The organism is Waltera intestinalis (genome assembly GCF_009695995.1).
GTDB lineage: Bacteria > Bacillota > Clostridia > Lachnospirales > Lachnospiraceae > Acetatifactor > Acetatifactor intestinalis.
This window is the reverse complement of the sequence record NZ_VUMU01000003.1, coordinates 113,024-137,123: the sequence shown is the minus strand read 5'-3', so window position 1 is coordinate 137,123 and position 24,100 is coordinate 113,024. Positions and strand designations below refer to the sequence as shown.

The window sequence follows — 24,100 nt, the reverse complement described above, 5'->3', positions numbered from 1 at the left end:
TGCAGACCGACATCAAAAACAAATTTCACAAAATGTCTTCCTATCATAATTTTGTTTTTTACTACCCTCCGGATACTTGCCGGATTGCGGATCCCTTATATGATCCTCGCCGACCAGCGCTATGACGACCGGATGCTGTTCGAGAATGCCTGCGATCTGTTAAGTGGCGTATGGCTGGGCAGCTACGACGCCTATGCTCTCGCCAAAGGGATCGGATATCCGATGTTTCTGGTTCTTGCGAAAAAATTATGTCTGCCATATTCCGTGCTGCTGGCTCTACTGCAGGCTGTGGGTGCCTGGCTGTTCGTCCGCGCATTATCCGTCAGATGGAAGAATCCCTATGGACAGACGCTCCTGTATCTGCTTCTGTTATTTTCTCCCATCAGTCTGACGCAGCTGGTGACACAGCGCCTGTACCGTATGGCTATTGTTCCCGGAATGGTGCTGGTTGTATTTTCCGGCATGATCGGTCTTACCCTGCGCAAGGAGCTTCCCTTGAAAAAGCAGCTTCCCTGGGCAGTTCTGACCGGCATGGCTCTTGCCTTTTTCTGGCAGATCCGGGAGGATTCCGTCTGGATCCTGCCGTTTATCGCTGTCATGACAGTATGGAATGTAGGCTATGTGATACTGGCACTGCATAAAAAGCGGACAGGACGGCAGCTTTTGCTCCAATGCTTCATACTTCTGCTGCCGATATTGCTTCTGTTTGGCGGCAATATGACGATTTCCGCCATCAATCAGGTCCACTACGGTGTATTCCTGACCAACGACCGCACGGAGGGAAATTTTGCCGAACTGATGTCCCTATTCTATCATCTGCAGGGCAATACGGAAGCAGGCTCCGACATCTGGATCTCCAGGGAGACGATTGCCAGAGCGGAGGCCGTCAGTCCGACCCTGCAACAGCTCCAGCCGCTATTAGATTCCTATGTGGAAGACTGGTCTACGAGTAACGGAGAGATCCCCGGTGACCACTTCAGCTGGGTGTTACGGGATGCGGTACAGGACTCCGGCTATTCCCCGGATGCCGTCAGTGCGCAGACCTTTTACGGCAGCGTTCTCTCTGAGCTCCATGCGGCAGTAGAGCGGGGTGATTTAACAAAAAGGCAGGACGGTGCGCTCTATTTTTCCTCCCAATCCAGAGGAATATTACCTTCGGAAATTCCGCGTATCCTGTCTGATACTCTGCAAAATATATGGAAGATCGCCGGTTATACGGACTGTGCCCTAAGCAGCTCTGCCAAAAGCACCGGGCGTCTGTCGGATATCCGCCGGATGGAGGCATTTACCTCCTGCCTGGCAGTGTATCCTACACTGTCACAGTTCCAGGCGGCAGATTATGATTCCATTGCCGACGAGACCTTATATGATTTCAATGAAGTCTATAGTTCCGGTATGGTATCTCTTCTGAATAAAATGAATGCCGTCTATCAAGTGTTGGGAAAGCCCGTATTTTTGCTGTCTCTGCTTGCTCTCCTTGTGCTGACCGTCCGCGTGATCCACGGACTCTTCCATGGAGACCGAACCGATCTGGAACTGTGGATCCTAAGCTGCGGGATCTTGCTTAGTGCTGTTTTACTGCGTTTTGGCTGCGGTCTGTTTACCGGATGGTTTACCGACGATATGCAGAAATTCATCAACAGCTTTTATTCCTGCGGTGTCTATATTCTGCTGCAGCTGTTTAAATATCTGGCGATCGGTACGACTTACGCCGGTCTGCAGCCGGTACTGAAACAATATTTTCATAATTTTCGTAATTCTCATCAGGAAAAGGAGGAATAACTTATGGAAAATTTGAAGGAACAGATTCAGAAATTGCAAAAGATCATTGATACCTACGATAACATTGTATTTTTCGGCGGTGCCGGTGTCTCCACCGAAAGTGGGATTCCAGACTTCCGCAGCGTGGACGGTCTGTACCATCAGCAATACGACTATCCTCCGGAGACCATATTGAGTCACAGCTTTTACCGTTCCCATCCGGAAGAATTTTTCCGTTTTTACCGGAATAAGATGCTCTTCCCAAAAGCTCAGCCGAACGCCGCCCATAAAAAGCTGGCGGAGCTGGAACGTGCCGGAAAAGTACGTGCTGTAATAACACAGAATATCGATGGACTGCATCAGGCCGCTGGAAGTAAGACTGTCCTGGAGCTTCACGGCTCCGTACTTCGCAATTACTGTGAAAAATGTCATCAGTTCTACGGTCTGAATGCTATCTTAAACAGCACCGGCATACCGCACTGTGAGAAATGCGGTGGCACCATTAAACCGGATGTGGTCCTGTACGAGGAAGGACTGGATGAAAAGACGATAAATGCCGCCGTCAGATACATCCACGAAGCAGATGTCCTGATCATCGGCGGCACTTCTCTGGCTGTCTATCCCGCAGCCGGGTTAATTGATTATTTTCAGGGTGATAAGCTGGTGGTCATCAACAAAAGTGCGACCCCCAGAGACAAAAATGCGAATCTCCTGATTCAGGGACCGATCGGGGAAGTATTTCACTCGATCCAGAATCCGTAAGAGATATCCTGCTCTCCGCTGATATGATAAATGTCTTCCACATCAGCACCCCAGCTGTTGATACCTCCCACGCCTCTCACTGCTCCCAAGATGGATACCACCGTCCTGCGGGCAGGAGGGAGTTCCTCGTGATGCATGGCATTTTCCAGTTCCTGCGCCGTATAGGGCAGACAGGAAAATGCGAAGTCTTTTCCCTCTTCCGCGGTTATTTTCAAACGGCTGCTTCTTCCTCCACGGTCTGTATTATCCAGGGAAGTCTTCCTGACGATCTCCAGCCATTTGGTCTGCATATGCATTCCGCAATCCTGAGGTACCATATAAGGTGTCACCGGCAGGCCCTGTACTTCATACACACCGGGGATTCCTCCTGCCATACGGTCCGGATAGGTCTCTCCGGACAGTCCTTCATAGGTATACCTCTCCGCTGCGGTGGGCATCAGGAACCTCATTCCGAATACCGGAAGCTCCGGCAGACCCTGTTGTCCGCGATACTCTGCCTGCACATGGATTCTGCCATCCGTTTCCACCGTATAAGTCACTATCACCTCCGTGGCCGGAACTGTCGGCGTCTCATACGTATAGATCATCTCGAATCTGTCACAGGTCTCTTTTCCGGTGTATTTATTATTCGCCGGTGCCAGCGGGATGGCAATCTCCTCTCCATCCATCCGGGCCTCTACCCGGCTGCAGCGTACAAAACGATCCGCCGCGGACCATACTGCACTGCGGAATGCGAATCCACACCCTCTGTCATTATCCGTGACCGCTCGCCAGAAAGCCGGTCGGGGAGTCCTGTACAGCCACTCTTTGCCATCCTTATATAAAGACTCCATGCCTCCGCATCCCACGGAGAAAATATAGGAAAAATCCTGTCCCTGTATACCTATAGTCACATCACCGATTACGATTCTGAGTGCCATAATAATATCTCACCTCCTGCATTGCCGGTTTTTCACTACGGTCTGCGAATAAGATTCCATTCCCTGAAAATTCATAATCACTGGGTCTGTCATCAAAATCTCCTCCGTAGCGCAGTACTCTGCGTCCCGTTACTTCGTCCTTTACCCACAGTGCCTGGTCGATATAGTCCCAGATAAATCCACCCTGGTACATCTCAAAACGGTCCAACAGGTCCATATAGGAATTCATTCCACCCAGGGAATTTCCCATATCATGCATATATTCGCACAACAGATACGGCTTTTTCGGATCGTTTTCCAGATAATCTATAATCTCCTGCGGATATGCATACATCCGGCTCTCCATATCGGAAATCACATCCTCATATGCCCTGTTATGGAAAACACCCTCATAGTGCACCAGACGCAAGTCATCTTTTTCCTTGAAGAACTGCTGCATCGCAGCGATATCATCCTCGGCATAGGATTCATTGCCAAGGGACCAGAACAGGATTGACGGATGATTCTTATAACATTCAAAATTTGTTCTGGCGCGGTCCACTACCGCTTCCTTCCATTCCGGTACAGAACCCGGTACATTCCAGGAGGGCTCTGTGTCACCCATCTTCTGCCAGGAACCGTGGCTCTCCAGATTGGTCTCCGCCATCACATAGATTCCGGCTTCATCGCACAGTCCGTACCATTCCTTGCGGTCCGGATAATGACAGGTTCTGACTGCATTGATGTTGTTGCGTTTGAAGCAGGCAATATCCCATTTCATGTCTTCCATTGAAATACATCTGCCGGATGCTGCATTCCACTCATGACGGTTCACGCCACAGATCACCAGTCGCTCACCATTCAGCTTCATTACCTTATCCTGCGGATCCAGCACAAAATCACGGAAGCCTATTTTATACGGCACCACTTCCGTCACTTCCCCCTCACTGTCTGTCAGAGTGATCTCCAACTGATATAAGTACGGGGTCTCATGGCTCCAGGGGATTACTTTTTCTGCCAATGTTTCCCGAATGTGCAACGTTTGTTCCACCTGTGACTGCAAAATCTGTGTCTGCTCCAACAGGCATTTCCCGTTGGCATCCGACAGGCATACACGCATTTTGCCCGGACGCTGTCCTTCATCCTCAGCAGATATTTTGATTGCTGCATCTAACATGCCTTTTCCATCCTCTACGGAAAAATAAGGCTTCGCCCAAAGGTCTTCCACGTGCCACTGCGGCTTGGCATATAATTCCACACTCCGGAAGATTCCGAAAAAGCGGAAGAAATCCTGATCCTCCAGAAAAGCAGCCGTACTGCGCTTATGCACTTCCACCGCCAGCAGGTTGTCCTTTTCCTTAATATAGGGTGTCAGATCGAATTCGGAGGGGGTAAAGCTGTCCTCTGCATATCCCACAAAATGCCCGTTCAGCCAGACATACATCGCCTGTTCCACGCCTTCGAAACAGATGATCACCCTTTTCCCCCGCAGGCCTTCCGCCAGGTGAAAACGCTTGCGATAGCTTCCTACAGGATTATACTCCGCCTCACTGAAAGCGCCTTCTGCCAGACCTTTCCCCAACGTATACGCCGGACGGCGGTAGATTTTCCCCTCCCAGGGATACATATTATTGATATAATGAATTTGGTCATAACCTGCCAGTTCAATATGTCCCGGCACACAGATCGTATCGAATTCTACATTTGCAGTATTCTCCCGATAAAAATTCACCGGACGGCTTTTCGCGTTCACCGAATAGGCGAACTCCCAGGTCCCGTCCAGAGACTGTACCAGGGAACTTCTGCCCTCTGCCGCTTCTTCCGTATCCTGATAGATCGGATGATCACTGTGGGCTGGCAGTTGACCGACCCGGAACACCTGTGGATCGTCCAGCCATCTGATATCTGCTTCCATTTTGCTCCTCCTTATTTATCCCTTTTCTATTATAATAATTGTGAATTTTCTTCCATGCAACAAGTATTTATCTCTTCTGGGAAAAAACAGATTCCATGATACACTGCCCGGAAATCAAGATTTTAGTGGCAGCATATGTGAAAATATGTTAATCTATAAAAGTATTTGTCTTATATCCACAAATGATAGGAGATTTCGTCTATGTTATCCACAATCGAAGCAGTCAACAGTGTTGTCAACAATTTCATCTGGGGCGTCCCCGCCATGATCTGTATCATCGGCGTCGGTCTGTATTTAAGTATTCGGACGCGTTTCCTGCAGATCCGCAAGTTCCCCTACGCCATGAAGGTGACACTGGGACGTATGATGAAGAAAAAAGAAGCCTCCGATGGAGCCCTGACACCTTTCCAGGCGGTATGTACCGCTCTCGCAGCTACCGTTGGTACCGGTAATGTGGCAGGTGTGGCAGGTGCTATCGCCATTGGCGGTCCCGGTGCGGTATTCTGGATGTGGGTATCTGCGCTGTTCGGCATGTGCACCAAGTTCGCCGAGGTAACGCTTGCTGTACACTTCCGCGAGACCAATGCACAGGGAGATCTGGTAGGCGGCCCTATGTATTATATTAAGAACGGACTGGATAAAAAATGGCACTTCCTGGCGTATTTGTTCGCCGCTTTCGGTGTGCTGGCTGTGTTTGGTACCGGTAATGCCACACAGGTCAATACGATCACTACTGCCATTGATTCTGCTCTGAGCAGCTTTAACGTACTGCCTGCAGATGCTGTGAAGCTTGTCAACCTGATCATCGGCGTGGCTCTGTCGATCATCATTGCCCTGATCCTGATCGGCGGCATCAAGCGTATCGGCAATGTCACCTCCAAACTCGTTCCTTTCATGGCGATCATGTATATCGTGTTGGCACTGGGTGTGATCTTTTTCCATATTAAGTCTGTACCTGCTGTATTTGCTTCTATTATAGAAGGTGCTTTCCATCCCGCCTCTGTCACCGGCGGTGTGGTCGGAAGCTTCTTCATGAGTATGAAAAAGGGCGTATCCCGCGGTATCTTCTCCAACGAAGCCGGTCTTGGTACCGGATCTATCGCTCATGCCTGTGCCGACACGAAAAAGCCGGTAAAGCAGGGCTTCTTCGGTATCTTTGAGGTATTCGTGGACACCATCATCATCTGTACCATGACAGCGCTGGTCATCCTGTGCAGTGGCGTACCCGTAAATTACGGTGAAGCTGCCGGTGCGGAACTGACCATCAGTGGATTCACCGCTGTCTACGGCAGCTGGGTATCTATCTTTACCGCCGTGGCGATGTGCTGTTTCGCATTTTCGACGATCATTGGCTGGGGACTGTACGGTACGAGATGTATCGAGTTCCTCTTCGGTTCCCGCTCCAACATGCCTTTCATGGTGCTGTATTCCCTTACAGCTATCGTAGGCGCTACCATGAACCTGGGACTCATGTGGAGCATCGCCGAGACTTTCAACGGACTCATGGTCATTCCCAACCTGATCGCCGTGTTCCTGCTGTCCGGCGTTGTAGTGAAGATGACAAAGGAATATTTTGCAAAAGAAAACGGATAGTATCTGAATGGGATCTGCGTTATGATCATTGGATAAATGATGTAGTTCTTTCGTTTAATAATGACGATAAATTGAGAGTTAGTTGAATACATTGGCAAAATCCACGAACTCCCGGAGCATGCGATACACATGTCTCGATGTAAGGTCTCCGGATGTGAATTTTCTACGAAAAGTGATGAGTAGTTCTCGTCATGACGGGGCCGCCTACAGTCGACATCCATGTCGACAATCGGCTGACGCGGACATCGTGTCCGCTTTCCCCCTGTCTTTCAGCACTTTTCTAGAAAATATCAACATCCTCCGACAAACATCTTCGACATGGCACCGCATGCTCCGGGAGTTCTGCGTTTTGGAAAGTTTTCAAAAACCAGTAGCCCTGCCAAGGGCTATTAGTTTCATAAAAAGATACTTATTTTACTATATTTATGAAAAAAATTCTTAAAATACATTCCTTTTTTTCATAAATTCTATAATATCTCGAATTTTATGAAATTTATTAGTTTTGAAGCATAAAAGATGGGGATATTTTTCATAAAAACAACATTTATAACAGTTTTTATGAAAATGCAGAACTTGTTATTAACTTCTGCGCATGTATTGTAAAATGCTCTGCCTAAATAATTGGGATGCTTTTCATAACCCAGCAGAAAAGGACTGCTCCCCCGGACATAGATGCGGCGGAGACTGTGAGATTTTCTTGGAAAGTGGTTGAGCCGCAGGGGCAACGCGAACACGATGTTCGCGTTAGCCGATAAGTGCCATGGATGGCAACGTAAAGGCGGCCCCGTCATGACGAGAAACACTTGGCCACTTTCCTTTAGAAAATCCACAGTTGTAGCTAGCATCCGAGTCCGGGGCGGGCAGTCCTTTCTGCGTGGATTTTAAAGCAACTATTCAACTAACTCTCAATTTACAAAATAATAATATTCGCACATTTCACATCATTGGCGAGGTCATACACTCGTCCGGTGGTAAGTCCCAGGACCTTCGGACGGAGAACGGCATTGGGGATATTCTCCACGACGCGGGCGGTCTCGCCGTTGCTCAATGCCACGTCTGTGCCGACAGGATAGAGGATGACGCTCTCTAAAAAGCAGCGCATAACGTTAATATCCAGTTCTTCCGTCATGGACATGATCATCTCCACGGCATCTCTGGGGGAGAACGGCTTCTTGTAAGGACGCTCCGTCACTAGGGCATCATAGATATCCGATACAGAGATCAGACTTGCAAACAGGTCTATTTTGTCTCCCGTAACTCCCATCGGGTATCCTTTTCCGTTCATCTTCTCATGATGCTGCAGCACACCCAGCTTGATCTCCGTGGACAGGTCCTCCTTCGGCTGCAGGATCCGGTAGCCATATACAGAATGCTGCTTCATAATGGCGAATTCCTCGTCCGTAAGTCTCGCTGCCTTGTTCAATATTTCATTCGGTATTTTGGACTTTCCAATATCATGCAGAAGTCCGGCAATGCCAATCTCGTAGACCTGCCGGTCATTCAATCCGTATTTTCTGGCTACGATCATGGACATGGTCGCCACATCCACGCTGTGCTTGAAGGTATACTCATCACTGACCTTCAGTGCGCCGATATCCACCGCTACCGCATCGTTATCCTCGATCGCCTTCAGCAGATCATCGGTAATACTGCGGGATGCATTGGTGAAGTCCGCAGACTGGGTATCCTGATACAGATACTGCACCCCCTGCGCCACACGGCTGCGTACACTCTCGGAGATCTGCACCTTGGCAGGATCTTTCACTTTGACCTGATCATATTTCTTCTGCAGCGGCTCCGGCAGTTGCTGCGTCTGATCGGCTTCTGCCGGTTTCACATCTTCCGTACCTTCACAGGTATAAATACCCGTGACCCCCATTTTTTTCAGCGCATCAATATGGAAGTCCTCCAGTCGGGTTCTTCTGGCGATCAGTACACGACCCGCACGGTCTATGATCGCCTGATCGATCATCATTCCCGGCTGCACAATGCGCAGCGGCACATATTTTCTCTTAATCATCGGTCGCTTCCCCTTTCCGGATGATTTGTATGTGGCAGACACCAACGTCGAGGGCTTTTGCCCTTGCGACATTGCTATTTTATCATAATTCAGTTATCTCTGATAGATAAAATCATTAAATTCTATAAAAAAGACAGCTAATTTCGACAAAATGGTCCATCTATTGTCACAATCAGCTGTCTTAGGAGTGATGTATTTGCTTTGATGTCTTGTTTTGATGGCTTTAATCTCCCCATTGGTTCTTCACGATATCCGCCAGAATCTTCGCCGTGCCGTCGATACCGAACCGGCTACTGTCGATCATGAGATCTTTGTGGTCAAAAACATTCTGCCAGCCGGGGATGTACGCCTTGTGATAACGGTTTCTCGCCGCATCCACATCCCGCATCATCTTTTTCGCTGTCTGGGGATCCATCTGCAGATTCTCCACACAGTTTTTCAGTCTGGCTTCATCCGGCGCATAGATGTACACATTCAGATGATTCGGAAGATCCTCCAGAATATAATCGGCGCAGCGTCCCACGATGATGCAGGAGCCATTTGCAGCAAAATCACGGATGATATTTTTCTGCGTATAGAAGATCTCATCCTTTAAGCTGGACAGTCCCATACCCAGCGGATACTGTCTGCGGAAAAAATAGGACTTCATGCTCTCTTCCTCATCGCTGATCACAGATACCGGAAGTCCCATCCGCTTCGCCGTAGCCTCGACGATATCTCTGTCCATAAACTCGATCCCCAGTATTGTGGAAAGCTCCTTGGCAATGGATCTGCCCATACTGCCGAATTGTCTTGAAATTGTGATCACATACTGTTCCATAGAAATCCTCTTTTCCTACATCTCATTTTGACGGGTATAATGACTCTGCCATAACGCGTACCGGCTTCTTCCGGCGTTTCTGCATGGAGCGCACCACGCAGGACAGGGTGTAGTTGATGATAAAATAGATCAATGCAGCCATTCCAAACAGCACAAATACATCGGATACGTTTACATTGCCGGTGCCATTGTAGCGGCTGGCGGCGGAAAGCAGCTGTTTGGTCCGCGCCATCAGTTCAATGGTTGCCACGTTGGCCAGATAGGAAGAATCCTTGATGGTCGTGATCACCTGGCTGAGGAGGGTCGGGATGACGTTCCGGTATGCCTGGGGCAGGATGATATAGATCATGACCTGCACCACGTTGAAGCCCTGCGCATGACCGGCTTCAAACTGCCCGTGGGCGATGGAGTTCAGTCCTCCGCGGATGATCTCGGCAATGACGGAAGAGGTAAACAGGATCAAAGCAACTGCTGCCTTAAACAGCAGCTTCGTCTCTACCGTAGTCAGTCCGAACAGCTTCCGGTTGAACAGCTCCGGGCAGGGGCAGAACACCAGGCAGATGAAGATCCACAGCAATAACGGTGTATTCCGGAACACTTCTATGTATATGGTGGCGATAATACCAAATATTTTCGTAGTTTTGCTTGTGCAGTAATTCCTGCACAGAGCCAGTACGGAACCGATGACAATTCCTAACACGACGGCGATCAGCGCAATGATCAGAGTGAATACCGTTCCCCTCAGGATATAGAGCATTACGCCCTTTTGTGCCAAAATGGAAAAGCTTGCTTCCAGATTACTCATTGTCTGTCACCTGCCCTTCTGTTTTTTGGAATGTCACCCGCTGATCCCTTTTCTTCAGATGAATCTCCCAGACACTGGCTGTCTTGGAGAGTGGATAACATATAATGAAAAATAGCAATCCGCTGACCAGATATGCCGGTGCATAAGCACCACCGGTATTTTCCCCGGTGACAAAGCTGTAAGTCAGCGAGATCAGATCGGCTCCGCCGATGATGTACAGGCAGGAGGTATTTTTGATCAGGTTCACGATCTGGTTTACCATAGGTGGTAAAATGATCTTGATGCTTTGCGGAAGGATGATATAATACATCCGCTCCACATAGGTGAATCCCTGGGACTGTGCCGCTTCGAACTGTCCTTTGGGAATGGATTCGATGCCCGCACGTACCACCTCAGCCATATAGGCTCCGGTGTATACGCCCAGTGCAACGATACCCGTCGGCAGGATTCCGATGCTGTGACCGGAAAATGCCAGTGCATAGTAGAAGAAACACAGCTGGAGCAGGATCGGCGTATTCTGCATGATCTCCACATAGACTCTGCTGATGACCTGCAATATCTTTTTCCCGCTTGTCGCCATCAGTCCGAAGATCACACCCAGCACCAGTGCCAACAGAATGGCGAAAATTGCTGTCTCCACAGTATTCAGAAGTCCTAACAGGAATGTGCTCCTGTATGCCCAGACCTTGCCCCAGGCTCTCGCTGAAATAATACCAGACATAGTGTTTCCTCCCGGTTACTTTTCATCTCTACAGCGCCCCTCCGGGTACTCCCTAGTCTTCGGGCGCTGTAGACTGCTTCTTATTTTATCTTTACTCTAATCCGTTCTCAGTGATCAGGCTGTCGATCGTACCGTCTGCCAGCCATCCCTGGATCAGCTCATCCACATAAGCGGAGAGGCCGGAACCCTTAGTGGTAGCTACGCCGTATTCCTGAGGTGAGAACTTGTCATCGATGTAAGAACGTCCCTCGGTCTTGTAGATTGCCAGGATAGACTTATCTACGCAGAACGCATCTACTTCACCGGCACTCAGTGCAGTGGAGATGGCAGGATAGTCATCATACTGCTGGAAAGAGACGCCTGTGGTCCACAGTGCGGGATCGAAGGTATCTGCATCAAATCCGCTGCCATCGATCAGACCGGCTTCGATCATAGCATTCACCAGTGCTTTTGCAGAAGTGGAACCGGAGGATACGCCGACCTTTTTGTCTACCAGGTCTGCCAGAGAAGTAATGCCGCTCTTATCCTCTACCAGTACGGTTACATAGTCTGTAAAATAAGGAGTGGAGAAATCCCAGCTCTGCTTTCTCTCATCGGTAATGGTGAAGGTAGCCAGTACGCAGTCGATATCGCCGGAATCCAGAAGCTCGGTTCTGGTAGCTGCGGTAACTGCGGTGAATTCTACGTCCACGCCGAGGCTCTCTGCGATCTTCTCAGCCAGGCTGATCTCCAGTCCGGAATACTCACCGGTCAGGGTATCCTGGAAGCCGAAGCCGACTACTGCATTCTTAACACCGACTCTCAATACGCCTCTGTCTACGATCGCCTGTACATCTGCTGCCAGCTCTCCGTCTGCTACTGTGGTCTCCGCAGGTGCCGTTGCCACTGCTGTGCTGCTGTCAGCGGTAGAAGCTGCTGCCTCAGATGCAGGTGCTTCAGAGCTTCCGCATCCGGTGAGCAGTGTTGCTGTCATTGCCATTGCTGCCGCAAGTGCAGTCCATTTTCTCAAATTTTTCATAATTTTCTCCTCCTTTTATTTCCTCACTAAATATCTAAACACGAAGCCTTTCTGACTGGCACGTTGTAAAAAGCGGCCTCATGGATAGACCGACATGATAATACATCTGCCGCTGTGCTGACCAGAGTATGGTTCACAGGATATCAGCGGATGATCTTGCCCAGGAACTGCTTTACGCGTTCGTTGGAAGGATTCTCGAAAAAGTGATCCGGAGTTCCCTCTTCTATGATCTGTCCATCTGCCATGAATACCACGCGGTCCGCTACCTGTCTAGCGAATCCCATCTCGTGGGTGACCACTACCATGGTGATGTTTTCTTTTGCCAGCTTGATCATGACATCCAATACTTCCTGGATCGTCTCGGGATCCAGTGCGGATGTGGGTTCATCGAATAGTATGATCCTCGTCTGTGCACACAGGGCTCTCGCTATGGCGATCCTCTGCTGCTGTCCTCCGGACAGTGTGGTGGGATATACATGTGCCTTGTCCCGCAGACCTACTACATCGAGATAATGATATGCCAGATCCTCCGCTTCCTTTTTGCTCTTGTGATGGAGCTTCATGGGAGCTATGGTCAGATTCTTAAGCACCGTCATATGCGGATACAGATTGAACTGCTGGAACACCATGGAGATGGACTCCCGGATGATCTTGGTCTTATTCGCATGCGTCAGCTTCTGTCCATCGATATAGACATGACCACTGGTAGGCTCCTCCAGGAAATTCATGCATCGCACGGTGGTGGATTTCCCAGAGCCGGAGGGTCCGATGATAACCAGCTTCTCGCCTTCTTTTACTTCCAGATTGACATTTTTCAGTACCTGGAGATCTCCGAAATTCTTACATACATTTTCCAGTCTGATCATTTTGCTCCTCCATTCTGTGTTCCGGGCAGGAACTTATGTAACAGAAAAAGGCGCTTTTACCGATTTGGTAAAAACGCCTTTGTTTTATGGGTTATATCTTAAACAGTTTTGTGCGCTTTGTCAAGCTTTTATTTCATCAAATCTTTTAACACTTCTTTTGCTTTCTCCAGCTGGTTATCCACCGGGGTATCGCTGTTGTAGTAAGCATCCCCATCAAACTCGCATTCCACATCTGGCTCAATACCGGTGCCGTGGATATTGCGGCCATTGGGGGTATAATAGGCACTGATGGTGATCTTGATGGCGGAACCGTCGGTAAACGGCATGATCTGCTGTACGATTCCCTTGCCAAAGGTAGTGGTACCTACCAGGGTTCCGATGCCATAGTCCTGAATGGCTCCCGCCAGGATCTCGGAAGCGCTGGCACTGTTCATATCCACCAGCACTACCAGCGGTACTTCGAGAGGAGTCTTGCCGTCGCAGGTATATTCTGTGCGCTTGCCCGCCTTGTCTTCGGTATATACGATCATTCCCTCCGGAAGCAGCTTTCTTGCAATCTGCACCACTGCATCCAGGCTTCCGCCGGGGTTGCCCCGCAGATCCAGGATCAGTCCCTTCATATCGGATCCTTTTACGGTAGCCAATGCATCCGTGAACTGGTCTATGGTCACATCATCGAATTCCACGATCTGGATATATGCCATGCTGTCATCCAGCATCTCATATTTGACGGTGGGACTCTCCACCTTTGCTCTCTCTACCGTAACGTGCAGATAATCGCCCGCGCCCTGTCTGACAATCGTCAGATCTACCGTGGTGCCAGCTTCTCCGCGGATCATGCTCACGGATTCCGTCAGCGTCTTGCCCGCAGTGGACACTCCATCCACTTCATAGATGATATCGTTGGCCCGCAGGTCCACATCCGCCGCCGGTGCGCCCTCGATGACTCCGCTGATCTTCGGCAGATTCGTATCGGAATCCATGCTGACATAGGCTCCGATACCATAATAGATTCCCTGGGTCTGTTCTGTCAGTTCGTTCAGTTCCTCTGCGGTGTAATACTCGGAATACGGATCATCCAGAGCCTCCATCAGTCCGCGGTACATACCGTCCTCCAGCTGTTCATTGGTGACCTCGCTTAAGTAAAAGTTCTCTTTTACCGTGTCTTCCAGCAGTTGCAGCTTTTTGATCGTCTGGGCATTGACAGCAGAATCCTCGTCATAGAATACCTGCGCCGACACATCATCCTTCACGGTAACGATACGATGGATCTGGAAAGCGATAAAGATGCCCCCCACCACGAGAAGAGTCGCAGCGAATCCTACGATAATGCCGCTGAGGAACAGACCCTTTCCGGCATTCCTTTGGGACTCCGTCACCGTTTCCAATTCCTTATTTTCTTCCATATATACTCTCCTTTATTTTCCAAGCTTTCGTTGCAACACGGCGCGTCTTTATCGCAACACGCATTTCTCCGTGCTTCGCACTCTCGAAATGCTACATACATTCGCATTCCGGGCTATTGCCCTACTTGCTCATGTATGTTTGTTCTGCTAATCGCCATAGCGCTCTGCCTGCAAGCAGTCACGCGCTCTGCGATTGCAGAACTATTGCGACAGGTAATTCCAAGGTGAAGTATATGCCCCATCCTTACGAACACTGAAGTGCAGATGGTTGCCGGTGGAACGTCCGGTGGAGCCTACCGCCGCAATGGTCTCCCCTCTGACTACGATATCACCCCTGGACACATACAGTGCCGATGCATGCATATAGATCGTATACAGGCCGCCGCCATGGTCGATCATGACGTAGTTCCCCATGGTATTGCTGTAGGTGGCTGCCACCACCTGGCCGTCATAGGCTGCATAGATCGCTGTTCCTTTCGGTGCGGCGAAATCCACGCCATTATGGAACTGTTCAATTCCCAGGGTAGGGTGGATACGATTGCCGTAATCATCCGAAATTCTGGTATAGGATGCCAGTGGGAATTTGAATACACCACCGTCATAGGTCAGCACCGTACCGCTGGCCTCCAGGATCCTCTTTTTCTCTGCTGCGATCGCTGCCTCCAGTGCTGCGATCTCTGCATCCTGATCGGCGATGGATTGTTTATACTCCTTGATAGCCTGTTCTTTGTTGGAAATATCGCTCTCATAGGCGGTGATATCTCGGCTCTTCTGGTCGATCAGGGCCTCCATATTGGCCTGCTCCTGCTCCACCCCGGCCTTAGCTTCATCCAGGATCTGTTTCTCCGCTTCCAGTTCTTCCTTACACAATGCAATGTATTTACGGTTCTCCATGAATTCTTTCCATTGCTGGCGGTCATATGCCATGACCAGATCCATGAAATCCGCCCGGTTCAGGAAATCACTGAAGCTCTCCGCCTTTAACATCATATCCAGGATGTAGGAATCTCCTTTTTCATACATGACACGGATACGACGGATCATGGCATCCTTTTGCGCATCCTCTTTGGCCTGCGCCGCATCCAGTTCCTCCTGTGTCTGTGTGATCTCTTCCTCTTTGGCTGTGATCTGGCTCTTTAGGTCTGCAATATTCTGTTCGATCTCGCTCAGATTCTGATCCAGCTGTGCAACGTAACTTTTCAGATTACTTTTCTTGGTTTCCAGATCTTTCTTGATCTGTTCCAGGTTGCTCAGATTGCTCTTCATCGTTTCGCGTTCTTTTTGTGCCTGATTGATCTGATCCTGTTTCTCCCGGATGCTGTCTGACGTAATGGAAGACATGCTGGTAGCCTGCGCGGGAAGACCGCTGCCGCATACCGGGACCGCCAGCACCAGGCAAAGTGCCAGAAGGATTCCTTTTTTATTCTTATTCATTTAACTCCCATCCGTATCACTTGTTTGCGGGATTTTAGAACCCGGGTACTGCCATGCAGATACCCGGGAATGACTACTTCATTATACGTGCAGATGTTTTCTGACGGTGGATATGCTTCCCAGGAAACCGATGCCCACACCGACTCCCAGAGATACCGGGATCAGGAAATGGAACACTTCATCTACCGACAGGAAATTCAGGAAACCACTGAGTACCAGGAATCTTTCCACGATATAATTCAGTGCGTAATTATACAGCGAATAGATCAGTCCCATCGGAACGGCAGCTCCGATCAGTCCGATGAGCATGCCTTCCAGTACGAAAGGTGCACGCACGAAAAAGTCCGTGGCACCGATATATTTCATGATATTGATCTCTTCCGACCGCACAGAGATACCGATCGCTACGGTATTGCTGATCAGGAAGATGCTGACAGCCAGCAGGATCACAATAATACCCATGGACACATAAGCGATCAGCAGATTCAGTCCGCTCAGGGTATTGGCCGTCATCTCGGAATAATTGACCTTACGCACCTGCGGAATGGACTGCAGCCAGGTCACCAGTGCATCCTGCATGGACACATCGCTCAGGAAAATCTCATAGCTGTCTTCTCCCGCCAGTGGATTCTCCGGGAAACCTTCCGCATAATCCTCACCGAAATAGTCCGGTCCGAAAGTAGCCCATGCCTCGTCTGCGGATTTGAACTGTACGTCGGATACCTCGGCACGCTTGGCGATCTCCTGTCCGATCTCTTCTATCTGCTGTTCGGAAGGAATCTGTCCCTCGGTATGACTCTCACAGCCATCCCATTCACTATGGAAAAATACGGTCACAGACACGCCTTCCTCCGCTGTCTTCAGGATGTTCTGGAAGTTAGCCACGATGGAGTAGAACAGGCCAAACAGAAACAGGCAGGCCGATATGGTCGCAATAGATGCCAGGGAATACCATTTATTTCGGAATATATTGGCAAATCCCTGCTTGATCGTATATAAAAGTGTACTAATCTTCATCAATATACCCACCCTTCTCTTCGTCGCTGATGATCACGCCTTTTTTCATGGTGATCACTCGTTTCTGCATGGCATTGACGATTTCGCGGTTATGGGTTACCACGACTACCGTGGTGCCGCTTTCATTGATCTCCTCTAACAGCTTCATGATCTCCCAGGAGTTATTGGGATCCAGATTACCGGTGGGCTCATCCGCCAAAAGTATGGACGGATTGTTCACCAGCGCACGGGCCAGTGCCACACGCTGCTGCTCACCGCCGGAGAGCTGTTTGGTCTTGGCTTTGTATTTGCCTGCCAGTCCTACCGTAGCCAGGATCGCAGGGACATTTCTGCGTATCTCGCTGACGGGAGTCTCCACGATGCGCTGTGCAAATGCTACATTTTCATAAACATTACGGTCATTCAACAGTCGGAAATCCTGGAACACCACGCCCAGGTTACGCCGGAATCGGGGAATCTGTCTGTGCTTTAATCTCGCCAGATCATTTCCCATAACATAAACACTGCCGCTGGTTGCTGTAAGCTCCCGCAGCAGTAATTTGATCAATGTCGATTTACCGGATCCGCTGTCACCTACGATAAATACAAATTCCCCTCTTCCGATGCTCAGCGTTACCCCGTTGAGTGCCGGAGAGCCGGTGGAATAGGACTTGCTTACATTGTCCAGGAAGATAATGCCATTTTCCTCTATGATCCGTTCTCTCTTCAGCCTTTGTGCTTCTTTGTTTGCCATTTGCTATCTTGCCTTTCTACTGTCTTGTCATCATATTGATTTCTTGCAGAGCCTCATTCGCAAAATCGCTCCTACGGAGCTTTTCTTTTGCTCATTGAGGCTTTCTCGCCAAAGAAATAACGTCAAATGTTCTTACGAATGCCAGCATTCGACGCTCATTTTCCGTTATTTCATGGCTCCGCAAGAAATCAATACTCGTATGTTTCCATATATTTCATATATTTTACAACCATCAGCGCGATCTTGAAGGTGATGGCGTCTTCGAATACGCGCAGATCCAGTCCGGTACTCTTCTGGAGCTTATCCAGACGGTATACCAGTGTATTTCTGTGAATGAACAGCTGTCTGGAGGTCTCGGACACATTCAGGCTGTTCTCGAAAAATTTATAGATCGTGGTCAGTGTCTCTTCATCAAAATCATCCGGACTCTTGCCGCCGAAGATCTCACGAATGAACATCTTGCACAGCGGAATGGGCAGCTGATAGATCAGACGGCCGATTCCCAGCTCACTGTACGCGATAATATCTCTCTCATCGAAGAAGATCTTGCCTACATCCAGCGCCATCTTGGCTTCCTTGTAGGAACGGCTGACTTCCTTGATCTCATGCACGATAGTTCCGTATGCGATACGGACCTCCCGGATGCCTTCCTTCAGAAGAGTGGTCTCCAGCGCGCTGGCTGCCTTCTCGATCTCTTTTCCGGTATCGGTCTCTGAGAACTCCTTCACCACGATCACGTTGCTCTCGTCCACTGCCGTGATGAAATCCTTGCTGTTGGAACCGAAATGGGTTCTGGCGATCTCCAGGACGTTATTATCCTTGCCGCCTGCGGATTCCACGATCATAACCACCCTGGGAACATCTGTCTGGATGTGCAGCTTCTTGGAACGGCTGTAGATATCCACCAGCAGCAGATTGTCCAACAGCAGGTTCTTAATGAAGTTATCCTTATCAAATCTTTCTTTATAAGCTACCAGCAGATTCTGGATCTGGAAAGCAACCATTTTGCCGATCATATAGACATCTTCACCGGTACCGCCGGCTACGAGAATATACTCCAGCTGCTGTTCGTCATAGATCTTGAAATACTGGTATCCCTGGATCTCCTGAGAATCAGCCGGTGATGCTGCGAATTCCACCGCAGGCTTAGAACAGTTCCCCATATCCATGGTGGCCGCTACTTCCTTGCCATCCACATCCATGACGCACAGTTCGACTCTGGCGATTCCTTTCAGTCCTTCAATGGTGTTCTGTAAAATCTGATTTGATATCATCTTCTGCTCCTTCGGTCCCCATACAAAAATTCTTCTTGACGTAGTACCCCATACATTACAAATGTACAAAAAATCCAGTAAAAAAGCAATAGTTTTTTATGCACTTTTTAGTAAAAATGCTATTTTATTTTCAAATAAGCGTAAAAAAAGAGTTCGGAAAACTAATATTCCGAGCTCTTTTTGTCTTAGCGTTTATTATATTACAGTCGTAAGTCTATATTGGCACCCAGCTCCGGTGTCACGCTGCGCTCCATGGCTGCGGAATCGATCATCTGTACCAGTCCCTGGCCCAGAGCTTCGTTCGTATCCATTGCCTTGCCCAGCATTGCTGTTCCCACTTTATTCTGTAAGTTGGTAGATGCCATTGCCATTGATAATCCTGCGATATCCATTGGAACACCTCCTTGTCTGCACCCTCCGGGTAATGTTATTGTATCACTTTCCGTCAACGATTACAACGTCAGATTCTGCGGATATTTTTCTCCGTAATCTGAATTTTGCCTTTCTTCAGCAGGTGTCCCACGGCACGTTTGAACTCGTTCTTGCTCATGCCGGTCTCATGGGTAATGACCTCCGGTGCTGCCTTATCGTTAAAAGGCAGGGAGCCTTCATAGCTGTCCAGCAGTTTTTCGATCTTCTCCGCATCCTTCTGGATCTGCAGATATGCCTTTTCCCGGATGCTCAGTGTGAGCTTACCGTCTTCCAATACCTTTACAACGCGGGCGGTCACGTGTTCTCCGATCTTCGGCGGCTCTGTGGCACCAAAGAGTTCTTTTTTCGGGATGAGTGCGGAGAAGCAGTCATCCACCGCTACGAATGCACCGAAATTTTTGCTGATCTCATAGATTCTTCCTGTCACCATGTCATCTTTTTTATAAGGGCTGTCTGTGCGCAGCTGTTCGTAGACATTCATGGTCGCGCAGAGTCTGCCGCTTTTGTCGATATAAAGGGAAGCCAGCACCTGATCTCCGGCTTTTACTTTTCGTGTCTGCTGTTTGAAGGGCAGGAACAGATCCTTCTCCAGTCCCCAGTCCAGGAAAGCTCCGACTTTGCCGATCTGCACTACCGTCAGCAGTGCCACCTGTCCCATGATTAATTTGGGAGTTCTGATCGTGGCGATCAGGCGGTCGCTGGAATCCCGATACAGGAATACCTCCACCTCATCTCCCACCTTTGCTCCGGCAGGGACCTGTTTGGCCGGCAGGAGCACTTTGTCTTCCGGTGCTTCCTTCGTCGCCAGATAGACTCCGAATTCTACTTTTTTCACAATTACCAGCGTCTGTTTTTCGCCTAATTTCAGTTCCACGTTTTCTCCTGTTCTGACTGTTTCACAGCTTTTGTCTGAGTTATCGGTTCCTTTTCATTCTGCTATTATCACTACTATTGTTATTGTAGAAATTCTACAGATACATAGGGTCTGCCTTCCTCATCCTGCAGGCAGATGATATATCCGTTCTCTGTCTGCACTACATAAGGATGCAGCACATCCTCCAGAAATGCCTGTTTTTTATATTCCGCACGCATCTGACGGATCACAAAATCATCCGGCAGATATTCCATGGCAATATTCACATATTGCCCGTTATTCACGTGATGGTTGGTATCGAGATGATGTTTTTTCACCACGATAGATTCCAGCAGCTGTCCACCCTCTGGTACGGTGATCTTGCGGGGGGCATAATCCATGTCCAGCTTTTCATCTGCCACATAGCCCTTCCGCATCGCTTCATTTACGATCACCGGTTTGCCCGTGGTGACGTCCAGAAGGCTCCATAGGGAGTTAGCCTTCGCAATATATTCACCCTTTTCATCCAGCATGGCAAAATTACGATATCCCAGAAATGCTTTTAATTCATAGGGCAGTGTCACGATCCTGACTTTTTCCCCTAATTGCGGATAACGGTTCACAACGATCTGCCAGGCAGAAAGCACCCAGACCTGACCGATCTCCTTCATATAGCCGATTCCAAGCCCCACATCTTCCGAATGGAAGGTGGAACAATCCTGAAAATAGTTCAGCAGGGCATTCAGCGTCAGTCTCCCTTCGCTGTCTGTCTCACTGTAACGTATTCTGCTGTCAAATGCGTACATGTATCTTATCTCCTTTGTCTGCTCTCCACTGTCAGCCCTTGCGGAATGTGTTTACAGGGACAGCGGAGAGATTTCCAACAGCATCTGCACGATCTCCGGGAACATCTGCAGAAGAATCATCACGATCCAGAAAATGCAATAGCAGAGCATTCCGGGATTGCAGATGACTGTTTTAAATCTCTGTCCCTTGGGGATCTGTCCCGGATCCAATGCAAATCTTTTACGGAAGACAATAAACAATACAATTCCGGTGATTACAACTGCCAGAATAAACAATACATAGACCATATAGCCGATCCAGCCCGGCAGATACGCCATCATGAAATCCATGACCGTCTGCGCATCCCCACCGTTCATGACGATCTCCTGGTATTCGTCCAGATGAATTGCCTTCAATAACAGTACACTGACTACCGCCCCCATAAAATTAATGCACATGTGTAAGCCGATGGTGATCTTCAGGTTACCGGTCTTCACATACAGGAATGCCAAAAGCATTCCCAATAGAAAGGCATAAGCGAACTGGTTCAGGTTGCCATGGAACAGTCCGAACATCAGGCCGGACAGGACAATCGCCACTCCCTGACCGTATTTTACGGTGCGATCCACGATCAGCTTGCGGAAAATATATTCTTCCAGGATCGGTGCGCAGATCACCATGTAAATAAACGTTACGATCATATTGGATTCTGTGGCGTAGGTCATAAGGGCATTATCTACTGCAGAACCTTTCAGTGTGCCGACTACCGTAGTGATCAGCGTTCCCACCAGATTACCGCAATACATCAGTGCAAAACACATAATCAATGCCAGAATAAACTGTCCCGGTTTCATGCTTTTTTTCACAGGTTCTTCCCCCGGCATCTGTTTTACCATCGCGATCAATACCGGCATGCCGATCAGATACAACGGCATGACACTAAGGATCAGGTTGATGGTAGTATTGTCCAGCCACTCCGGCTTTACCTGTCCCACAACAGCCACGACTGCTATCTGCACTGCGTAGATGATCAATGTTCCGATCAGGAATCTCAGTCCCAGACCGGAAAAACTCTTCTTCATACTTTTTTCGTCCATTTTCTTTTCTCTCCCTCATGTCATAGAAAAAGCTGTGCACCGCAAGGATACACAGCCCCTTATTTTTCTGCTGCGGTCTATTCCCCAAGACCATTCTCTACAGCTTCTACCAGAGTCTTCAGCGCCTCTGCCTCATCCTCGCCTTCGCATACGAATTCGATCTCATCTCCGCACTTTACACACGCTCCCAATACGCTCAGTACACTCTTGGCGTTGGCTGTGTTCTCACGGAATTTGAAAGTGATCAGAGACTTGAACTGCATTGCCTCCTTGCACAGAATTCCGGCGGGACGCAAGTGCAGGCCCGTAGGATTCTTGATTACAACTTTCTGACTTACCATATCATAAACCCTCCAATATCTATATTAATATGCATTATTTCCTCTAACATTCTTATGAATTTACATACCCATTACATACGAATTACATTCTTATCATAGCATGAATGTAATTCATTCACAAGAACTTTTCCAAGACATCTTTCGTATTCTGTCTGTTTAGAACATGATATCCTGGATCAGGCTGGCAAGTCTCTGTGCTTCCTCCTGGATCACCTGCTGATCTTTTCCTTCGATCATAACTCTTACCAGAGGCTCTGTTCCGGAAGGACGGATCAGGACACGACCTTCTCCGGCGAACTTCTCCTCCAGCTTCTGAATGGCATCTGCAATCTCGGGATATTCCATGTACTTTTCTTTTTTATGGTTGGCTACCTTGGCATTTACCAGTGCCTGGGGCAGTACTTCCATGATCTGTGCCAGCTCGGACAGCGGTTTCCCGGTCTCCACCATTACCTGTAACAGATGCAGTGCGCTGAGCAGTCCGTCACCGGTGGTATTCTCATCCAGGAAAATGATGTGTCCGGACTGTTCTCCGCCGAGACTTGCACCAATTTCCTTCATGCGTTCCAATACATAACGGTCGCCTACCTTGGTCTTCTCCATGGTGATGCCGTTCTTCTCAGCCATCAGGAAGAATCCCAGATTACTCATTACGGTTGCTACGATGGTGTCCTTTTTCAGGGTTCCCTTGCTCTTCATAAAGTTGCCGACGATTGCCATGATCTGGTCACCATCTACGATCTTACCATTTTCATCTACAGCTAACAGTCTGTCTGCGTCACCGTCAAATGCCAGACCGACATTTGCCTTCTCATAGACTACTCTCGCCTGCAGCTCTTCCATATGGGTAGATCCGCAGTTGGCATTGATATTGGTACCGTCCGGGTTGTTATGAATGGCTACCACGCTGCCGCCCAGTTCCTTCAGACATTCCACGGAAGTGTAGAAAGATGCGCCTTCCGCACAGTCCACTACGATTTTCAGTCCGGTCAGATCCACATTTACCGCTCTCATCGCATGGTTAATGTATTCTTCTCTGGCATCCGTGCGGTATTTGATCTTGCCGACGCCGGGTCCGATCGGGAACTTGATACCGGGCATATTGTTCCGGATCAGAGCCTCGATCTCATCCTCCATGGCATCCGGAAGCTTATAACCGTTGCCGTCGAAGAACTTGATTCCGTTAAATTCCACCGGATTGTGAGAGGCGGAGATCACAACTCCCGCATCTACTTTGTATTTTTTCGTCAGATAAGCCACTGCCGGGGTCGGAATCACTCCTACATAGATGCAGTTGGCACCTACCGAACAGGCTCCTGCCATCAGGGCATTTGCCAGCATATCTCCGGAAATTCTAGTATCGCAGCCTACCATGATGGTGGGTTTATGCTCATTTTCCTTAGTGAGCACATAAGCTCCGGCCTGACCTAACTGCATCGCCAGCAGGGGAGTCAGTTCCTCATTGGCAATACCACGTACACCGTCTGTTCCAAACATTCTAGCCATTGTAAAAGTCCTCTCATTCCGTCGCTCTTCACGACATATTG

General features: G+C 49.0%; 22 protein-coding genes. 3 read left to right on the top strand and 19 right to left on the bottom strand.

Annotation, left to right across the window (positions count from 1 at the left end):
* Positions 1-84 precede the first annotated feature (84 nt).
* Entirely contained in the window at positions 85-1,782 is a 1,698-nt protein-coding gene (locus FYJ59_RS04010) for a hypothetical protein (RefSeq protein WP_154495393.1), read from the top strand.
* A gap of 3 nt (positions 1,783-1,785) precedes the next feature.
* The gene (locus tag FYJ59_RS04005) at positions 1,786-2,523 is read left to right on the top strand and encodes an NAD-dependent protein deacylase (protein ID WP_154495391.1); all 738 of its coding nucleotides are present in this window, start codon (positions 1,786-1,788) and stop codon (positions 2,521-2,523) included.
* Here the strand turns inward: FYJ59_RS04005 and FYJ59_RS04000 are convergent.
* Both FYJ59_RS04000 and FYJ59_RS03995 read right to left on the bottom strand, forming a co-directional pair.
* Positions 2,502-3,443 (bottom strand): beta-galactosidase small subunit, encoded by a 942-nt coding sequence (locus FYJ59_RS04000; RefSeq protein ID WP_154495389.1) that lies wholly within the window; start codon positions 3,441-3,443, stop codon positions 2,502-2,504. The genes FYJ59_RS04005 and FYJ59_RS04000 overlap by 22 nt on opposite strands.
* Positions 3,418-5,337, bottom strand: a complete 1,920-nt coding sequence (locus tag FYJ59_RS03995; protein WP_154495387.1) for a glycoside hydrolase family 2 TIM barrel-domain containing protein — start codon at positions 5,335-5,337, stop codon at positions 3,418-3,420. The genes FYJ59_RS04000 and FYJ59_RS03995 overlap by 26 nt, the downstream gene beginning before the upstream one ends.
* Positions 5,338-5,538: 201 nt before the next feature.
* Here FYJ59_RS03995 and FYJ59_RS03990 point away from each other — a divergent pair, with 201 nt between their 5' ends.
* A complete protein-coding gene (locus tag FYJ59_RS03990) occupies positions 5,539-6,930 on the top strand; it encodes an alanine/glycine:cation symporter family protein (protein ID WP_154495385.1) in 1,392 nt (463 codons plus the stop codon).
* A 910-nt stretch (positions 6,931-7,840) separates the two neighbouring features.
* On the opposite strand, the gene FYJ59_RS03985 is transcribed toward FYJ59_RS03990, so the two are convergent.
* From FYJ59_RS03985 to glmM, 17 genes are all read right to left on the bottom strand, one after another.
* Positions 7,841-8,950 carry an HD-GYP domain-containing protein gene (locus tag FYJ59_RS03985; protein ID WP_235897905.1) on the bottom strand — a complete coding sequence of 370 codons (1,110 nt, stop codon included), beginning with the start codon at positions 8,948-8,950 and terminating at the stop codon, positions 7,841-7,843.
* A gap of 223 nt (positions 8,951-9,173) precedes the next feature.
* Complete coding sequence (locus tag FYJ59_RS03980) at positions 9,174-9,770, bottom strand: cytidylate kinase-like family protein (RefSeq protein WP_154495383.1); 597 nt, start codon at positions 9,768-9,770, stop codon at positions 9,174-9,176.
* A gap of 22 nt (positions 9,771-9,792) precedes the next feature.
* Entirely contained in the window at positions 9,793-10,575 is a 783-nt protein-coding gene (locus FYJ59_RS03975; protein WP_154495381.1) for an amino acid ABC transporter permease, read from the bottom strand.
* Complete coding sequence (locus FYJ59_RS03970; protein WP_022154108.1) at positions 10,568-11,296, bottom strand: amino acid ABC transporter permease; 729 nt, start codon at positions 11,294-11,296, stop codon at positions 10,568-10,570. The genes FYJ59_RS03975 and FYJ59_RS03970 overlap by 8 nt, the downstream gene beginning before the upstream one ends.
* A gap of 91 nt (positions 11,297-11,387) precedes the next feature.
* The gene (locus tag FYJ59_RS03965; protein WP_235897903.1) at positions 11,388-12,314 is read right to left on the bottom strand and encodes a transporter substrate-binding domain-containing protein; all 927 of its coding nucleotides are present in this window, start codon (positions 12,312-12,314) and stop codon (positions 11,388-11,390) included.
* A gap of 143 nt (positions 12,315-12,457) precedes the next feature.
* Positions 12,458-13,180: an amino acid ABC transporter ATP-binding protein gene (locus FYJ59_RS03960; RefSeq protein WP_154495379.1), complete on the bottom strand. Its 723-nt coding sequence runs from the start codon at positions 13,178-13,180 to the stop codon at positions 12,458-12,460.
* A 128-nt stretch (positions 13,181-13,308) separates the two neighbouring features.
* On the bottom strand, positions 13,309-14,586 hold the full coding sequence (locus FYJ59_RS03955; RefSeq protein ID WP_154495377.1) for a S41 family peptidase: 1,278 nt from the start codon (positions 14,584-14,586) through the stop codon (positions 13,309-13,311).
* A 201-nt stretch (positions 14,587-14,787) separates the two neighbouring features.
* Complete coding sequence (locus FYJ59_RS03950) at positions 14,788-16,020, bottom strand: murein hydrolase activator EnvC family protein (RefSeq protein ID WP_022154104.1); 1,233 nt, start codon at positions 16,018-16,020, stop codon at positions 14,788-14,790.
* 81 nt (positions 16,021-16,101) lie between these two features.
* The gene (ftsX, locus tag FYJ59_RS03945; RefSeq protein ID WP_154495375.1) at positions 16,102-17,037 is read right to left on the bottom strand and encodes a permease-like cell division protein FtsX; all 936 of its coding nucleotides are present in this window, start codon (positions 17,035-17,037) and stop codon (positions 16,102-16,104) included.
* Positions 17,027-17,713 (bottom strand): cell division ATP-binding protein FtsE, encoded by a 687-nt coding sequence (gene ftsE, locus FYJ59_RS03940; RefSeq protein ID WP_118551826.1) that lies wholly within the window; start codon positions 17,711-17,713, stop codon positions 17,027-17,029. The genes ftsX and ftsE overlap by 11 nt, the downstream gene beginning before the upstream one ends.
* Before the next feature lie 245 nt (positions 17,714-17,958).
* The gene (locus FYJ59_RS03935; RefSeq protein WP_154495371.1) at positions 17,959-19,044 is read right to left on the bottom strand and encodes a PucR family transcriptional regulator; all 1,086 of its coding nucleotides are present in this window, start codon (positions 19,042-19,044) and stop codon (positions 17,959-17,961) included.
* Between the two features lie 200 nt (positions 19,045-19,244).
* Positions 19,245-19,436, bottom strand: a complete 192-nt coding sequence (locus tag FYJ59_RS03930) for a YjfB family protein (RefSeq protein WP_022154100.1) — start codon at positions 19,434-19,436, stop codon at positions 19,245-19,247.
* A gap of 68 nt (positions 19,437-19,504) precedes the next feature.
* A complete protein-coding gene (locus FYJ59_RS03925; protein WP_154495590.1) occupies positions 19,505-20,344 on the bottom strand; it encodes a CvfB family protein in 840 nt (279 codons plus the stop codon).
* 86 nt (positions 20,345-20,430) lie between these two features.
* Positions 20,431-21,135: an acyl-[acyl-carrier-protein] thioesterase gene (locus FYJ59_RS03920; RefSeq protein ID WP_154495369.1), complete on the bottom strand. Its 705-nt coding sequence runs from the start codon at positions 21,133-21,135 to the stop codon at positions 20,431-20,433.
* Positions 21,136-21,186: 51 nt separating this feature from the next.
* Positions 21,187-22,212, bottom strand: coding sequence for a CPBP family intramembrane glutamic endopeptidase (locus FYJ59_RS03915; protein ID WP_154495367.1), 1,026 nt, complete (start codon positions 22,210-22,212; stop codon positions 21,187-21,189).
* A gap of 77 nt (positions 22,213-22,289) precedes the next feature.
* Positions 22,290-22,553: an HPr family phosphocarrier protein gene (locus FYJ59_RS03910; protein WP_022311851.1), complete on the bottom strand. Its 264-nt coding sequence runs from the start codon at positions 22,551-22,553 to the stop codon at positions 22,290-22,292.
* A 156-nt stretch (positions 22,554-22,709) separates the two neighbouring features.
* The gene (gene glmM, locus FYJ59_RS03905) at positions 22,710-24,059 is read right to left on the bottom strand and encodes a phosphoglucosamine mutase (protein ID WP_022154095.1); all 1,350 of its coding nucleotides are present in this window, start codon (positions 24,057-24,059) and stop codon (positions 22,710-22,712) included.
* Between the last annotated feature and the right edge of the window lie 41 nt (positions 24,060-24,100).

What these genes read in the sequence shown, in the direction of transcription:
- FYJ59_RS04005 (WP_154495391.1), top strand. Translation starts at nt 1,786, where the DNA reads ATGGAAAATTTGAAGGAACAGATTCAGAAATTGCAAAAGATCATTGAT.
- FYJ59_RS04000 (WP_154495389.1), bottom strand. Translation starts at nt 3,443, where the DNA reads ATGGCACTCAGAATCGTAATCGGTGATGTGACTATAGGTATACAGGGA.
- FYJ59_RS03995 (WP_154495387.1), bottom strand. Translation starts at nt 5,337, where the DNA reads ATGGAAGCAGATATCAGATGGCTGGACGATCCACAGGTGTTCCGGGTC.
- FYJ59_RS03990 (WP_154495385.1), top strand. Translation starts at nt 5,539, where the DNA reads ATGTTATCCACAATCGAAGCAGTCAACAGTGTTGTCAACAATTTCATC.
- FYJ59_RS03985 (WP_235897905.1), bottom strand. Translation starts at nt 8,950, where the DNA reads ATGATTAAGAGAAAATATGTGCCGCTGCGCATTGTGCAGCCGGGAATG.
- FYJ59_RS03980 (WP_154495383.1), bottom strand. Translation starts at nt 9,770, where the DNA reads ATGGAACAGTATGTGATCACAATTTCAAGACAATTCGGCAGTATGGGC.
- FYJ59_RS03975 (WP_154495381.1), bottom strand. Translation starts at nt 10,575, where the DNA reads ATGAGTAATCTGGAAGCAAGCTTTTCCATTTTGGCACAAAAGGGCGTA.
- FYJ59_RS03970 (WP_022154108.1), bottom strand. Translation starts at nt 11,296, where the DNA reads ATGTCTGGTATTATTTCAGCGAGAGCCTGGGGCAAGGTCTGGGCATAC.
- FYJ59_RS03965 (WP_235897903.1), bottom strand. Translation starts at nt 12,314, where the DNA reads ATGAAAAATTTGAGAAAATGGACTGCACTTGCGGCAGCAATGGCAATG.
- FYJ59_RS03960 (WP_154495379.1), bottom strand. Translation starts at nt 13,180, where the DNA reads ATGATCAGACTGGAAAATGTATGTAAGAATTTCGGAGATCTCCAGGTA.
- FYJ59_RS03955 (WP_154495377.1), bottom strand. Translation starts at nt 14,586, where the DNA reads ATGGAAGAAAATAAGGAATTGGAAACGGTGACGGAGTCCCAAAGGAAT.
- FYJ59_RS03950 (WP_022154104.1), bottom strand. Translation starts at nt 16,020, where the DNA reads ATGAATAAGAATAAAAAAGGAATCCTTCTGGCACTTTGCCTGGTGCTG.
- ftsX (WP_154495375.1), bottom strand. Translation starts at nt 17,037, where the DNA reads ATGAAGATTAGTACACTTTTATATACGATCAAGCAGGGATTTGCCAAT.
- FYJ59_RS03935 (WP_154495371.1), bottom strand. Translation starts at nt 19,044, where the DNA reads ATGATATCAAATCAGATTTTACAGAACACCATTGAAGGACTGAAAGGA.
- FYJ59_RS03930 (WP_022154100.1), bottom strand. Translation starts at nt 19,436, where the DNA reads ATGGATATCGCAGGATTATCAATGGCAATGGCATCTACCAACTTACAG.
- FYJ59_RS03920 (WP_154495369.1), bottom strand. Translation starts at nt 21,135, where the DNA reads ATGTACGCATTTGACAGCAGAATACGTTACAGTGAGACAGACAGCGAA.
- FYJ59_RS03915 (WP_154495367.1), bottom strand. Translation starts at nt 22,212, where the DNA reads ATGGACGAAAAAAGTATGAAGAAGAGTTTTTCCGGTCTGGGACTGAGA.
- FYJ59_RS03910 (WP_022311851.1), bottom strand. Translation starts at nt 22,553, where the DNA reads ATGGTAAGTCAGAAAGTTGTAATCAAGAATCCTACGGGCCTGCACTTG.
- glmM (WP_022154095.1), bottom strand. Translation starts at nt 24,059, where the DNA reads ATGGCTAGAATGTTTGGAACAGACGGTGTACGTGGTATTGCCAATGAG.